Here is a 13719-nt window from a genome sequence, read left to right as displayed (position 1 = left end):
TCGTCAGAACGCGAACTGGTCGTTGACCCGCTGCTGGAGCGCGGTCTCCTTGGGCGCGTACGCCGCGTAGAAGTCCCTGCCGCACTCCAGGTCGTCGAGCGCCGCCTTGATCTCCTTGTCCAGGTACGGCCGGGCCTGCTGGGGAGTGAGCGTCGGCATGACGAGCTGCCGGGTCTGCTTGGTCATTTTCTCGCCCGCGACCACCTCGGGCCGCTGCTCACGGCCGATGGCGCTCTGCCGCTCCATGAACTCGTTCTTGCCGCGGCGCGCGATGGCCGTCGGCTTGGTGTCGGAGACCCGGTAACCCTTGCCCTTGAGGCAGGTGCCCATGGTGCCCGCCAGCTCCACCAGGCCGGCATCGCCGTCGAGCTCGGCCGCCTTGGCCCGCCTGTGCGCCAGGGCCATGTGGTTGAAGTAGTCGATGTTCGACTTCAGGTCCAGGCCGAGCACCTGCTTGCCGACAATGGCCATGCAGGCGTTCTTGGCCTTGTTGTAGGCGTCGAGCTGGGCCCCGGACAGGGACCCCTGGACCTCGGCGTTCGGATCGGCGATGGGGATCTCCGAGCCGGGGCCCTCGATCTCCTTGGGGTAGACGTGCACGGCGAACACCCCGAACCCGTACTTCTCGCGATATTTCAGCATTGCCTGGTAGTCGCCTGAATCGCGCTTTCGCTCGTCCTCGGTCGCGGCCTCCGTCGGCCGCACGTACGGCACGTACTTGAAGCCCTTCTGCTTCATGCAGTCGGCCTTGGCCGCCTCGAACTGGTGCCGCTTGTCCTTGGCGGCGGCGCTCGCCGCGGGCGAGGGCGGCGCGGCGCTCTCCGCGGCGCCCCCGCAGCCGCAGAGGAAGGCCGCCGAGCAGGCCAGGGCAAGTGCCAGGTGGGATCGCTTCGACATGGCAGGAGACCATACTTCGTTAAACGTAGTATGGTCAATCGAGGCAGTGCCTCCGCTGGCGGAGCGGCGCGAACGCGGCGGCCAGGAGCAGCAGACTGAGGATCCCCGCGTAGGCGAGGTGCTGCCTGGCGAGGTGTTCGGCGTGAAAGGCCAGGTCGCAGGAGACCACCAGGAGATAGATCCCCGACGCCAGCGCCCACCGGTAGTCGCGAGTCAGGTAACCCGCCGCCACCACCAGCCCGAACGCCGCCACCTCCACGGACATCCTGCTCAGGCTGATCAGGTACAGCGTGTCCTCCGGCATCCACGCGGGCCCCGCCCACGCGGCCGGCACGACCGCCGCCCACCACCAGTACGACCTGGCCCGCACCGGCCGCCTCGGCCACGCGAGCACCGCCAGGCCGATCAGCACGATCGCGTAGCCGACGGCCACCAGGAACGGGTCGCTGTCCTCGAACAGGGCTCGGCTCGAGAGCGGGTTCGGCAGCACCGGCAGCACGGTGACGTCGAACTCCTGCCGGCCGGCGGCGATCCCCACCGCCTTCACGCCGGCGAGGAGCGTGAGCGGGAAGGCCGTACGCGACCGGCCGCGCAGGATCGCCAGCAGTGCCAGCGCCGACACCAGCGTCCACAGCGGCAGCGCCTGCGCGTACGGCAGCAGCGCCGACAGGTTCACCGCCGCGACGGCCGTGACGCCGAGATGCAGGCCGTCCACCCAGGCGCTGCCGGTCGCCTGGTGTGTGATGCGGCTGCGCAGGCCGCCCGTCAGCAGCCCCCACGCCTCCCTGGGCACGGGGACCCTCTGGCCGGGCGCGGCCTCCTCCAGGAGCACGTCGAGCAGTTCGTCGCCGTGCGCCCGCCGGTACGTACGCGGATAGGCCAGCAGTAACCTGCGATAACGCCGTTCGAGAGGGTCGCAGGGCGCCGTCATGCGCCGGACGGGCGCAGGACCAGGGCGGCCGCCTCCTGCATCCGCCTGGCCTCGGCCTCCACGAGTTCCTGGCCCTCGGGGGTGATCCTGAAGTAGCGCCGGTTGCGGCCGTTGACCGTCTCCTCGCGGTCCACGGTGATCACGCCTCGCTCGTTCAGGCGCTCCAGGATGCCGTAGAGCGTGCCCACGGACGGCTGGACCCGCCCCCGCGACAGCTCCTTGATCTCCTTGCTGATCGCGTGGCCGTGCAGCGGGCCCGCGCGCAGTGCGGTGAGCACGAAGTACATCGGCTCGCTGACTTCAGAGGTTCCCCTGGGCATGGGGACGACAGTATTCCGTTCAACGAAGTGTCCGCAACGCCCAGGGGACTCTCGCCGTTACTTGCAGCGCACGCCGTTGAGGTGGAACACCTCGGGCGCGGGGTTGGGGCCGGAGGCGTTCGTGCCGTTGAACCCGAACGTCACCTTCTGCCCCGGCTTGATCTTGCCGTTCCAGCGCAGATCCCTGGCCGTCACCACCGAGCCGGACTGCGACAGCGCCGCACCCCAGGCGTGCCCGGCACGCTGCCCGCTCAGGAACGACCAGCGCAGGCTCCAGCCGTCCACCGGCTCCTTGCCGGTGTTCTCGATCACGACCTGCGCGGTGAACCCGCCCGGCCACGAGCCGTGCGCCGAGTAGCGCACCCGGCAGTCCGCGCGCCCGCCCCTGTCGGCCAGGAACGCCGAGACCCAGGCCAGCGGGGAGTTCCAGTTGATGGTCAGCTCGTTCGTCGCCCACGACTCGATGTGGTCGATGTAGCAGAACTGCGGCTTGCAGCCCGTGAGCAGCCGCTGCGCGAGCGGGTCCTGGATGGCGGAGTTCGGGCCGCCGGACAGCGTGCCGCGCGGCGGGTTGGGCAGGGTGGGGTCGAGCTGGCGGGCGTACCAGCGGCTGTGCTGGTTCTTCGAGGCCACCTCGCCGTAACCGGTGACGTACGACTGGTTGAGCGCGTTGCGGCCGAGGATGTAGTCCATGCCCTCACGCACGGCCGCGCGGTACTTCTCCTGGCCGGTCAGATCGTAGGCGGTGGCCATGACGACCATGTTGTTCAGCACCAGGTTGTTGGAGCCCCAGTCGAAGTCCGGCGGGTTGTACGGCAGGCCGTACGGGTGCGCGGTCTGGATCGCCAGGTACTTCTCGGCCCCCTCGACCACCGACTGCCGCACCCGGTCCCGGTCGGGCAGCGCGTTCGGCACGGTCGCCAGCTCCAGCCGGCCGAGCTGGGCGGTGTTGCCCCAGTCGAAGCCGCGCTCGCGCCAGACGTCGCCGGTGTGGTGCGGCGAGGCCAGCACGAAGTCCCTGAACTCCTTCTCGCCCGTCGTGATGAACAGCTCCGCCGCCGCCCAGTAGAACTCGTCGCTCACGTCGCCGTCGCTGTAGGCGCCGCCGCCGATGCCGTCGTTCGGGTCGGCGTACTTCTCCGGGTTGGCCCTGGCCGCCGCCCACGCCTTGCGGGCCGCCGCGAGGTTCCTGGCGGCGAACGCGGCGTCGTACGGGGCGTACAGGCGGGCCGCCTGCGCGGCCGTCGCCGCCAGGTTCAGCGTGGCGGCCGTGGACGGCGGGTGCAGCTCGCGCGGCTGCGGGTCCAGGTGCGGCAGCAGGGGCAGGCCGGTCCAGTTCCGGTCGTGGATCTTGTGGTGCGCCATGCCCGCGAACGGCTTGCCGTCCGGCACCTGCATGCTCAGCAGGAACTCCTGCTCCCAGCGGGCCTCGTCCAGGATGTCCGGCCGGCCGTTGCCGCTCTCCGGGATGTCGAGCTGTCCGTCCCCGAACGCGGCCTTGTCCCGCTCGTAGGTGGCCATGAGCTGGTGGACGGAGATGCCGCCGTTGACGACGTACTTGCCGTGGTCGCCGGCGTCGTACCAGCCGCCCTTGACGTTCAGGGTGTAGTCGCAGACGCCCGGCTGGCAGGGCACCTCCACGTCGCCCTGGTTCGGCTCGACGCCGACGTGGCCCGCGGGGCGGCCGTAACCCGGCCTGAGGTCGTCGCGGATCTCGATGCCGCTGCGCTGGGTGTAGTAGAACTTCAGCGCGTCCGCCGGGAGCTGGTCGTAGAGGTCGGCCGCGATGTCGAACGGCCTGCTCGTCTCACCGTCGGCCGTCAGCGTGTAGCCCTCGCCCGGCTTGCGGTAGGAGCCGAAGTCGAGCGTGTGGACGTTCTGCCCGGAGCTGGCGTCCACACCCCTGGGGACGGTCTCACCGGCGGCCACCGTCTCCTTGTCGGCGTTCTTCAGCTCCCAGGCCAGCGGCTCGGTGGCCTCGGTGACCAGCGTGGCCTTCTTGGGGCCCTCGGGGAGGTATCCGACCATGTTCACGCGGACGCGGGGGCCGGTGTCCGGCTCGTACTCCTCTGGCTCGGCGCCGCCCTTGAGCGACACGTCGTCCATGCAGAACCTCCAAGGCTCGGCGCTGCCGCCCAACTGGAAGACGACCTGCGCGTTCGGCAGCGACACCGGGGCGGTGAACGTGAAGGAGTAGCTGTTGCCCGAGACGCTCATCTCCGGCGCGGCCGACAGGTACTGGGTCCAGGGGTCCACGGGGAGCTGGATCAGCGCCCTGCCGACCTTGGCCGGGGTCGCGGAGGCGAAGAAGCGGTAGGCGTACGACTCGCCCTCCACCAGCGGGAGGTTGTCCTGGCCGATGATGACGTCCCACGGGTTGGCGGTGCCGCCGGGGATGTCGGCGCAGGCCCGGCCGTCCTGCACGGTGAGGGTGGTGTTGCCGGTGCTCCACCAGGGGGCGGTGCCGGCGTCGAAGGTGCCGTTCACGATCTGCTCGGGCCCCTCGTCCTCGGCCAGCGCGGCCGTGGCGGGGGTCAGGGCGACCATGGTGAGGAGGGCCAGTAAGGCGGCCCGGCATCGGGTCATGGAGGTCCTTGATGGGGCGGGGGGATTGGGAGCGCTCCCAAAACAGCGCGGAATCCGATCCTCCTTTGCGGGTGCCGCCACGTCAACGGGTGCGCACGGACCGGGGTTGAAGAGCGTGAAACTTTCAAACGGCGAAGCAGCTGCCCGACCGCTGTTGGTGCCAGCGAGCCGTCATCGGCGCCAGAAAGCGTCGTGGGCGCGCTGGTCGGCCACGTACTCCCAGCGTGCCACGACCAGCCCTCGCGCGAAGCCGTAGACGTTGAAGTTGTCCATCTCGACGCGCTCCCCACGGCGCTGCGCCGTCCAGCGGTGCAGGGTGACCGAGTAGGAGTCGTTGGCCTGTACGGAGAGCAGCCCGGTCTGGAAGGTGCCGCCCGTCTCTTCAGACACGAGCATGCCGAGCCTGATGATGGCGTCCTTGCCGCGATGCTCGCCTTGCCACGATGCTGTCGCCGCCGATGTGGAAGACGGCGTCGTCGGCGATCAGGTCGAGACAACCGGTGCGATCGCCATGGCCGATCAGCTCGTACAGGCGCCGGGTGAGCACGGCGTTCGGGTGGGTGTCAGGTCCCATGGGTTCACCATGCCGCAGCGGCGTGGCGAGACGGCATGGAGCTCTGGTCATTCGGGTGGGGTCAGCGGGTGAGCCGCTGGATGATCTCCTCGGCTCTGCGCTGGTCGTAGGGTGCGGCCAGGCGGGTCGCGGTGGCCAGCGCCTGCTCGGCCGCCTTGCGTGCCGCGCCGTGCCTGCCCGCGGCGGCCAGGACGAGGGCGCGGGCCCAGCCGAGCCTGGCCGCGGCGCCCGGGTTCCTGGTGGTGTACCTCGCCAGGTGGGTGTGGAGGAGGCGGGCGGTCGCCCGGTCCGGCCAGGGGTCGAGGGACCAGAGCAGCTCGGCGAGCCCCGACCAGCACTCCAGCATGCCGCGGTGCGCGGACGGCAGGCGCCCGGCCAGGGCGAGCACCTCGGCGAGCACCTGCCACGCGTCGCCGCCGGTCGCGGCGTGTGCCGGCTCCGTGGGCACGTGCCGGGCCTTGTCGCCGGTCGCGGCCTGTGTCGGCTCCGTGGGCAGGTGCAGGGTTCGGAGCCGGGCGGTGGCGGTGAGCAGGCGCATGTCCTGGATGGCGCGCATGACCGGGCCGTCCCGGAGGCCGAGCTGCTTCTCCTGGGAGCGGCGGTACTCGATCGAGGCGCCGGCCGCGGCCAGCACCTGCCCGATGCGTTCCGGGGGCGCCGTGTCCAGCCGCAGCATGGCTTCGACCTGGCCGAGCAGGCACCAGTGGCGGGCGATGTCGTTCCCGCCGAGGCGGCCGGCCGCCTGCTCCGCCGTGGCGGCGAACAGCCCCGCCGCCGTCTCGAACCGGCCCTGCCACAGTGCCGTCTCGGCGAGCAGGCCCGAGCAGTTCTCGGCCACGCGCGGGGCCAGCGTCCTGGCGCGGCACTCGGCGAACGAGCGGCGGGCCGCCTCGAACGCGCCCGTGTAGAGCTGGTCGAGGCCGCGCGCCAGGCGGGCGCGGTGCGCGGCCTCCGCGGCGTGCTCGACGTCCGCGAGAGCGCGGTCGGCCAGCCTGCCGTAGCGGGTGGCCAGGCGGTGGCGGCCGGCGACGCGGGTGATCGTGGCGGCGTTCGCGTACGCCTCCGCCCGCAGGGCGGCGTCATCGCTGCGCTCGGCGGCGTTGAGCTGGCGGAGCGAGGCGGCCAGCATCGTCGGCATGTCCTGCTGGTGGTAGGCGAGCCGGGCCAGCATGGTCAGGGCCTGCGCGGCCTCCCGCCCCTCGGGTGCCGGGCGGGGCGGGAGTAATCGGTGCGCGAGCTGACGGATGGCGGCGGCCAGGGTCGCGGCGGCGAGGCCGTGGCGCGACTCCGGGAGCGGCTCGCCCAGCGTCTCCAGCGCGGCCCTGGCCAGGCGGGTGGCCTCGTGCTCCCTGGCGAGCTGGTGTTCGCTGGTCCCGGCCATCCACAGGTGGCGGGCCCGCAGCCGGGGTTCCTCCACGGTACGGGCGAGGTGGCGGCGCAGGACGGCCGCCGACTCCTCGTACAGGCGCAGCCGCAGGCACAACGTCCAGTAGAGCTCCAGGAAGCGGGGCCGGCCCGACGCCGCCCAGGCGGGTCTGATGTTGTCCAGCTCGGTGCCGAGCACGCGGGTGACCTCCGCGTCCGACGCGTCCTGGAGAGCGGCGGCGTGGCGTTCGAGCAGGCGGCCGAAGTGGTCGCCGTGCCGCTCGCGCACGGTCCGGCGTTCCTCGGGGGTCAGGTGGGTGGCGGCGTACTGCTGGATGAGGGGGTGGATGGCGTACCGGCCTGAGGGGGTGAGCTGGATCATGCTGTGGTCCACCAGGCGGACGAGCACGTCCGGGCTGGTACGGGCGACCTCGAGGGCGGCGTCCAGCGTGCAGCCGCCGCCGAATACCGACAGCGCCGCCAGAGTGCGCCGCCCCGCCTCGTCCAGCAGGCGCCAGGAGGTCTCGAAGACGGTGCGCATGCAGGCGTGCCGCGGGCGGGCGGCGGGGCCGGGCACCGCCAGCAGGCCGAGGTCCGCGTTCAGGTGCCTGGCCAGCGCGGCGCACGGGACGGCGCGCAGCAGGCCGGCCGCCAGCTCGATGGCCAGGGGCAGGCCGCCGGTGGCGGCGCAGATCGCGGCGACCAGGGAGGACTCGCGGTCCGGGTCGAATCCCGGGCACGCCGCGGCCGCCCTGGCCGTGAACAGCGCCTCGGCGGCCGGTGCGCGCAGCCCTTCGACGGTGATCGCCACCTGGCCGGGCAGGTCAGGGCGCCGCCTGCTCGTCGCCAGGACGCGCAGAGCCGGAGCGGCGCGGAGCAGCTCGCCGATGACCGGGTCCAAGGCGGGGAGGTGTTCGAGGTTGTCCAGGACGAGCAGGAGCGGGCGCGGGCGCGCGGACAGGGCCGACAGGAGGAGATCGAGGGCGGGGCGCGGCGGTGAGAGGTCCACGTCCAGGCGGCGGGCCAGCGTGGTGACGGCCGCCTCGGGCCGCACCCCGGCGAACGACACGAACGCCGTCTCGAGGCCGGGACCGGGACAGGGGACGGAGCTGGGGCCGGGTACGGGACCGGGATGGAGACCGGGGACGGCTGTGGCTGCCGGTCTCGGGGTGGCTGCGGCGGTCGGCGTCCCGGCGTCGGGGAGCGGGGGCGGGGAGGCGCCGGCGATGGCGAGGCGGGTCTTGCCGATGCCGCCCGGCCCCACCAGGATGACCAGGCGCTCGCGGGCCAGCAGCGCGCGCAGCCGCCCGACCTCGGCGTCCCTGCCGATCAGATCCGTGCCGGGGACGGGCACGGGGGCGCGGCGGGCCGGGGCGGCGCAGGGGGCGAGCCGCTGCCTGACCGCGCGGGTCTCGGGCGCGGGCTCGACGCCCAGCTCGGCGGTCAGCCGCCGCCGCAGCTCGTCGTAGCAGGCCAGCGCCCCGGCCCGGTTGCCCGCCTGGGCGAGCGCCGTCATGAGCAGCCGGTGTGCCTCCTCGTCGTACGGGTCGAGCCCGGCCACGATGTGGGCCAGCCGCACCACCTGCTCGGCCGGCTCGTTCCTGGCCCGCAGCAGCACCTCGCGCAGGAGCAGCCGCACTCCCCGGCGCTCGCACTCCAGCCACTCGGCGAACGCGGGAGCGTCGCAGAAGGAGACCCCGGCCATGAAGTCCCCGCGCCACAGCCGCAGCGCCTCGGCCACGGTGGGTGCCTGGGCGAGGCGGTGGCGGTCCACGAAGCACCCGTCGGCCGCGCGCAGGCGTACATGCTCCCGGGTGACGTCCAGCCAGCCGCCGACCTCCTTGCGCAGCTCGGACAGCGCCAGGCGCAGGCTGCCCCTGGCGTTGGCGTCCGGCCGCTCGCCCCACAGCAGCGTGGCCAGCTCGGCGCGCGGCCGGGGCGCGGCCGTGGTGGCGAGGTAGCAGAGCAGGGCGCGGGCCTTGGCGGAGCGCACGCCCATGGGCATGCCTGCGACGGAGAGCTCCGGAGAGCCGAGCAGGAGCACGGTCAGCGACTCACTCATGCGCGAAGGGTAGGCGCGCACCCGCCGCCCGTACTGTGTGAAAAGTTACATCCGGCCTGTGCTCTACGTGACTCACCTGGGCGTTAACGGTGCGCTCACGGTGTCCTGCCCATCCTGACGCTGCGTTTCGCGACAGCCGCGGGGCGTTCGACACCAAGGAGAAACCGAGTATGCGCACTCCTCAACTGATCGCCGCACTCGCCCTCGCGGCGGGCGCGGTCGTGCCGGTGGTGGCCGCCGCCCCGGCGCACGCCATGGCGGGCTCGTGCGTCGTGACCCTCTACGACATCGAGCTCAGCAACCCCAGGGAGAACGACGGCAGGGACGAGCTCCGCTTCAAGGTCGACGGGAACTGGTATCCCAACAACGGTCACGTCGAGATGAGCAGCACGACCTGGGACCGCAATCCGGAGCACTTCGGCCACCCGTCCATGATCATCCTGCGTACCGAGAACAAGTCCTTCGACCTGCGTGAGGTGGACCCGCCGATCATCACGGGCGGCGACAGCCTCGGCGAGGCGTGGGCCCACGGCTACGTCTGCGACGACCTCAGCGTGGGCGAGACCACCGAGGAGATGAGCGTGCTGTCGTCCAGCAAGCACGATTACACGGTCTGGCTCAGGCTGACCGGCCAGTAGAGCTGACCGGCCAGTAAGGTGATCGGCCAGTGGAGCTGACCGGCCAGTAAGGTGATCGGCCAGTGGAGCGGAAGGCCCTGCCGGGTTCCCGGCGGGGCCTTCACCGATTCGCGGGGATCTGACAGGGTTCGAGCGTGGTTCTCACCCTGGCCGGGTGCCCGATGCACGAGCTGCTCGACCGCCAGACCGCCAAGCTGGCCAGGCGGCTCGTACGGGGCTTCGCCGAGCAGCTCCCCGTCTACCGGCGGCTGCCGAAGGAGGAGCTCGACGGCGACATCACGGCCATCACCGAGCACAACCTCCGCCTGATCTCCCGCGCCTTCCGCGAGCGCCGCCCGCCCACCAGGGCCGACCTGGTGCCGCTGCGGGAGTCGGCGGCTCGCCGCGCCCAGGAGGGGGTGCCGCTCGAGGCGCTGCTCGCGGCCTATCACCTGGGGGCGCGCATGGTGTGCGAGCGGCTGTTCGCGGGCGCCGAGCCGGACGACCTGGCCGACGTGCTGGAGGCCGGCCGGATCGTCCTGCTCTACATGGAGGCCGCCACGGCCGCCGTCTGCTCGGCGTACCTGGAGGAGCGCGAGAGCCTGCTCAGCCAGGAGCAGCACGCCATGCACGCCACCGTCGCCGCGCTGCTCGGCGGCGACCGGGCGGCCCTGGCGGGCGTGCGGCTGGCCCCGCGCTACCTGGTGCTGGCCGTCGCGGCGGGGCGGCATCCCGACGAGGACGGGCCTGGCGCGCCGGTCGCCGGGCGGCGCAAGCTGCACCGGCTCAGGACGGCGCTCCAGCGGTACGCGGCCGAGCCGGTGCTGCCCGCACTCGACACGGCGGGCGGGCTCGTGCTGGTACCGCTCCAGGGGGAGGAGCCCGAGCTCGGCGAGCTGGCGGGGGCGGCGGGGAAGGCGGCGGGCGTGCCCGTGTGGCTGGCCGCCGAGTGCGCGCCGCCGCAGGGCGTGCCGGCGGCGGCGCGGCTGGTGGAGGAGGTGCTGGAGGTGGTACGGGTCTTCGAGCAGCCGCCGGGCGGCTACCGGCTGGCCGACGTGCTGCTCGAATACCAGCTCACCCGGTCGAGCCAGGCCACGGCGCTGCTGGCGGCGCTGCTCGACCCGCTGCTCGACAACCCCGACCTGCTCAGGACGCTGACGGCGTACCTGGACACGGGCCTGGACCGGCGGCGCACCGCCGAGCTGCTGCACGTGCACCCAAACACCGTCGACTACCGCCTGCGCAGGGTCGTCGTCCTGACCGGGCTGGACCCGATGGACCCGGCCCACCTCCAGCGGATCGGGGCGGCCCTGGCGGCCCGCCGCCTCACTCCACCCCGGTGACCGCACCGGTGACGCCGGCCGTCACCGCGGTCGCGAAGCCTCACACGGCCCCGGTGACCGCGGCGGTCACGGCGGTCGCGAAGCCGCGCATGCCCGCCGCGTTCGGGTGGAACGGCGCGGCCGGCGAGGCGGGTACGTACGGCTCGATCCACCGGGTGCCGGCCGAGGCGCAGGGGTCGTGGCCGACGCTCGGCGCCTGCAGGTCGATGAAGCCCACCCCGGCCGCGGCGGCCTGCTCGGCCAGCATCTGGTTGAAGTACAGCAGCGTGGCCCTGATGTAGTTCGCGTCCGCCCTGATGATCGGGACGCGCGGGTAGCAGCCGTCGGGCCGTGCGTACGTGCCGTACCCCACCACGAAGATCCTGGCCTGCGGGGCGCGGGCGCGGATGTCGGAGACCAGGGTGGCCAGGCGGGGGCGCAGCGCGTCGGTGTCGACCCGCCACTTGTCCTGGCCGCCCACGTTGTAGTCGTCGTTGCAGGCGTCGCCGATCGGCGGGGGCAGCAGGTTCAGGCAGTCCTCGATGAAGTCGGTCAGCCCGACGTCGTTGGCGCCGATCTGCACCGTGACCAGCGTGGTGTCCTGGCTGAGCGCGTCGAGCTGGGGTGGCACGTCGCCGAGCTCGGTGCTCTGCGGCTGGTACATGTCCTCGGTCTCGGCACCCGAGCAGGTCACGTCGCGGAACCTGGCCGCGCCGATCGCCTGGGCCGTCAGGCGCGGGTAGTTGCGGTCGGAGCGCAGGCAGCCGAGGTGGATCTGGTTGGGCACCAGCGGTCCGGCGGCGGCCGAGTCGCCCAGGGCCACGTACACCTCGGCCTGCGCCGCGTGCGCGGGCGGGGCGAGGGAGAGTGCGAGCCAGACGGCGGTGAGGAGGAGGATCGTGCGTCGGACCATGATGGACTCCTTCCGGCAGGGGGTGGGGGGTGCGGAATCCGTGGTCGGCCGGCGCGGGGGAGAACCGGGCCGGCGCGGCGAGTGCCGGGTCGGCGCCGCGGGGGCCGGGTCAGCGCCGCGGAGGCCAGGTCGGCGCCGCGAGGGCCGGGTTGGCGCCCGCGGGGGCCAGGTCAGCGCCACGAGGGCCGGGTCAGCGGCGGAAGGGGCCGGTCACCTCGTAGGTGATGCCTCCGGTGCCCGCGGTCTCGCCGCTGGTGCCGCGCTGCGAGGAGAAGTAGAGCCGGGTCCCGTCGGGCGAGAACGCGGGCCCGGTGATCTCCGACCGCGCATGCCCGTCGAGGCGCATGACCGGGGCTACGACGCCGTCGGGCGTGATGATGTTGATCTCCATGTTGCCGCCGTCCTCGGCCACGTAGAGATCGCCTCTCAGCCCGGTGACGTTGTCCACGCCGTCGAGCGTGCCGGTGCCGTCGTAGATGGCGGTGACGGTCTGGCGGGCGGTGTCGTACGCCCACACCTTGCGGTCGCCCTTGGCGGTGAAGTAGCAGACCCCGGCGGCGTAGTGGCAGCCCTCGCCGCCGTCGAAGTGCCTGGCCTCCGGCACCTGGTGCCTGGTCTGGCGCTCCAGCACGCCGGGTGAGGGGTCGGGGACCTCGCGCCACACCGTGCCGTCGCCGCACAGCACCTCCAGCCGCCCGCTGGACAGGTCACCCCAGGTGGTGGGGGTGAACCGGTAGAAGCAGCCGTCGCTCTCGTCCTCGGTGAGGTAGACGACCCTGCGGTCGGGGTCGCAGGCGGCGGCCTCGTGCTTGAAGCGGCCCATGGCCGGGCGGGGCTGGGCCGCGCGCACGCCGTACGGGTCGGTCTCGTAGACCCGGCCGCGGAAGATCTCCTCGCACGACAGCCAGGTGTTCCAGGGGGTGGCGCCGCCCGCGCAGTTGAGGTTCGTGCCGCTCAGGATCCGGTACGCGCGCTCGATCGAGCCGTCCGCCCTGAACTTGATCGCCGAGGCGCCCCCGATCAGCGGCACCTCGGAGTTGGACACGTAGATCCAGCCGGCGCCGTCGGCGAAGCAGGCGCCGCCGTCAGGTGCGGGGTGCCAGAGCGTGCCGCCGACGCTCCGGCCGGTCCTGGCCACGACGCGGCCGGTGAAGCCCGCGGGTAACGCCATGCCGTTGGCGTCGGGTGCGCCGAGCGGCCCGTACGGGCTCTCCCCGGCTGACACCGACGCCACGGCCTCGTGCCACACCGCGCCGGAGAACGCCACCGATACGGGCACGGCTGTCAGGAAGGTACGGCGGCGCATGAGGGCTCTCCCGTGGTCGCGGTTGGATTCGCAGACACACGATGAGCCATGCTCGTCATTCTGTGAACTGGACAGGGGAGTAAATGTCGGCGGTCAAATCTGTGACGCCTCACAAAGCGAGCACGTCAGCGAGCGGATCAGCGAGCAGATCAGCGAGCGGATCAGGGTGAGCCCGGCCGCCACATCGGCCAGAACAGCGCGCCGTCCGGCAGCGCGAACGGTTCCCGCGCCTGGTAGCCGTGCCGCGCGTAGAGGTCGCGGTTGCGCGGATCGCTGGCCTCCAGGTACGCGGGCAGCCCGGCCAGCCGGGCGTGCTGGTGGCGCAGCAGGGCCGTGCCGAGCCCCTCGTTCTGCCGGTCGGGGTGCACCGCCAGGAACGCCAGGTGGTGGTGCGGCGCCGCCGGATGGTTCTGCTCGAACAGCTCGTCCAGCGTGCGGAACCGCTCCTCCCACGCGCCCGTGGCCGCGGCGAGCCTGCGGTCGTAGTCGTGCGGGGCGGGCAGCGGCGAGGTGTACGGGAACCACACCGCCACCGCGGGGCCGTCGTCGATGAGGTGGATCTCGCCGTGCTCGACGGCGTGCTCGACGAAGATCCGGAAGTTGGCGGCGATGATCCGGTGCCGCTCCCTGCGATCGGGCACCAGGTAGGCCATGGGCCGCAGCCCGGCGAACGCGGTGGCGATCAGCTCGGCGACCTGCTGCGCGTCGTCGGCCGTGGCCAGGCGGACGGCGGGCCGTAACGCGAACGCCGCCCCGCTCTCGCGGTGGATCACCGGCCAGGGCCCGAACGCCTCTGCCTGTCCTGTTCGGAACGTCTCTGCCATCG

Annotated in this window: 12 protein-coding genes; 2 read left to right on the top strand and 10 right to left on the bottom strand. The window is 72.6% G+C overall.

Annotation, left to right across the window (positions count from 1 at the left end; genetic code table 11):
- Positions 1–3: 3 nt before the first annotated feature.
- The 7 genes from AB0I79_RS34730 to AB0I79_RS34700 form a co-directional block, all read right to left on the bottom strand.
- On the bottom strand, positions 4–897 hold the full coding sequence (locus tag AB0I79_RS34730; RefSeq protein ID WP_357882343.1) for a hypothetical protein: 894 nt from the start codon (positions 895–897) through the stop codon (positions 4–6).
- Positions 898–931: 34 nt separating this feature from the next.
- The gene (locus AB0I79_RS34725) at positions 932–1828 is read right to left on the bottom strand and encodes a hypothetical protein (protein WP_357882340.1); all 897 of its coding nucleotides are present in this window, start codon (positions 1826–1828) and stop codon (positions 932–934) included.
- On the bottom strand, positions 1825–2148 hold the full coding sequence (locus tag AB0I79_RS34720; protein ID WP_357882337.1) for a PadR family transcriptional regulator: 324 nt from the start codon (positions 2146–2148) through the stop codon (positions 1825–1827). The genes AB0I79_RS34725 and AB0I79_RS34720 overlap by 4 nt, the downstream gene beginning before the upstream one ends.
- 57 nt (positions 2149–2205) lie before the next feature.
- Positions 2206–4734, bottom strand: a complete 2529-nt coding sequence (locus AB0I79_RS34715) for a glycoside hydrolase family 9 protein (protein ID WP_357882334.1) — start codon at positions 4732–4734, stop codon at positions 2206–2208.
- Between the two features lie 171 nt (positions 4735–4905).
- Positions 4906–5130 (bottom strand): hypothetical protein, encoded by a 225-nt coding sequence (locus tag AB0I79_RS34710; RefSeq protein WP_357882331.1) that lies wholly within the window; start codon positions 5128–5130, stop codon positions 4906–4908.
- Complete coding sequence (locus AB0I79_RS34705; RefSeq protein WP_357882328.1) at positions 5117–5308, bottom strand: hypothetical protein; 192 nt, start codon at positions 5306–5308, stop codon at positions 5117–5119. Before AB0I79_RS34705 ends, AB0I79_RS34710 begins: the two co-directional genes overlap by 14 nt.
- A 61-nt stretch (positions 5309–5369) precedes the next feature.
- Complete coding sequence (locus AB0I79_RS34700) at positions 5370–8735, bottom strand: BTAD domain-containing putative transcriptional regulator (protein ID WP_357882325.1); 3366 nt, start codon at positions 8733–8735, stop codon at positions 5370–5372.
- A gap of 170 nt (positions 8736–8905) precedes the next feature.
- On the opposite strand from AB0I79_RS34700, the gene AB0I79_RS34695 reads away from it, so the two are divergent.
- Both AB0I79_RS34695 and AB0I79_RS34690 read left to right on the top strand, forming a co-directional pair.
- The gene (locus AB0I79_RS34695; RefSeq protein ID WP_357882322.1) at positions 8906–9373 is read left to right on the top strand and encodes a hypothetical protein; all 468 of its coding nucleotides are present in this window, start codon (positions 8906–8908) and stop codon (positions 9371–9373) included.
- A gap of 134 nt (positions 9374–9507) precedes the next feature.
- The gene (locus AB0I79_RS34690; protein WP_357882319.1) at positions 9508–10695 is read left to right on the top strand and encodes a helix-turn-helix domain-containing protein; all 1188 of its coding nucleotides are present in this window, start codon (positions 9508–9510) and stop codon (positions 10693–10695) included.
- Between the two features lie 40 nt (positions 10696–10735).
- On the opposite strand, the gene AB0I79_RS34685 is transcribed toward AB0I79_RS34690, so the two are convergent.
- The 3 genes from AB0I79_RS34685 to AB0I79_RS34675 all read right to left on the bottom strand — a co-directional run bounded on the left by AB0I79_RS34685 (position 10736) and on the right by AB0I79_RS34675 (position 13717).
- Positions 10736–11587: an SGNH/GDSL hydrolase family protein gene (locus AB0I79_RS34685; RefSeq protein WP_357882316.1), complete on the bottom strand. Its 852-nt coding sequence runs from the start codon at positions 11585–11587 to the stop codon at positions 10736–10738.
- 190 nt (positions 11588–11777) lie between these two features.
- Positions 11778–12893, bottom strand: a complete 1116-nt coding sequence (locus tag AB0I79_RS34680) for an alkaline phosphatase PhoX (protein ID WP_357882313.1) — start codon at positions 12891–12893, stop codon at positions 11778–11780.
- Positions 12894–13054: 161 nt separating this feature from the next.
- Positions 13055–13717, bottom strand: coding sequence for a GNAT family N-acetyltransferase (locus tag AB0I79_RS34675; protein ID WP_357882310.1), 663 nt, complete (start codon positions 13715–13717; stop codon positions 13055–13057).
- Positions 13718–13719: the final 2 nt, after the last annotated feature.

This window comes from Nonomuraea sp. NPDC050202, from assembly GCF_040656115.1.
Classification (GTDB): Bacteria; Actinomycetota; Actinomycetes; order Streptosporangiales; family Streptosporangiaceae; genus Nonomuraea.
The sequence above is the reverse complement of the archived record's forward strand: the minus strand, read 5'-3'. Positions and strand labels throughout refer to the sequence as shown.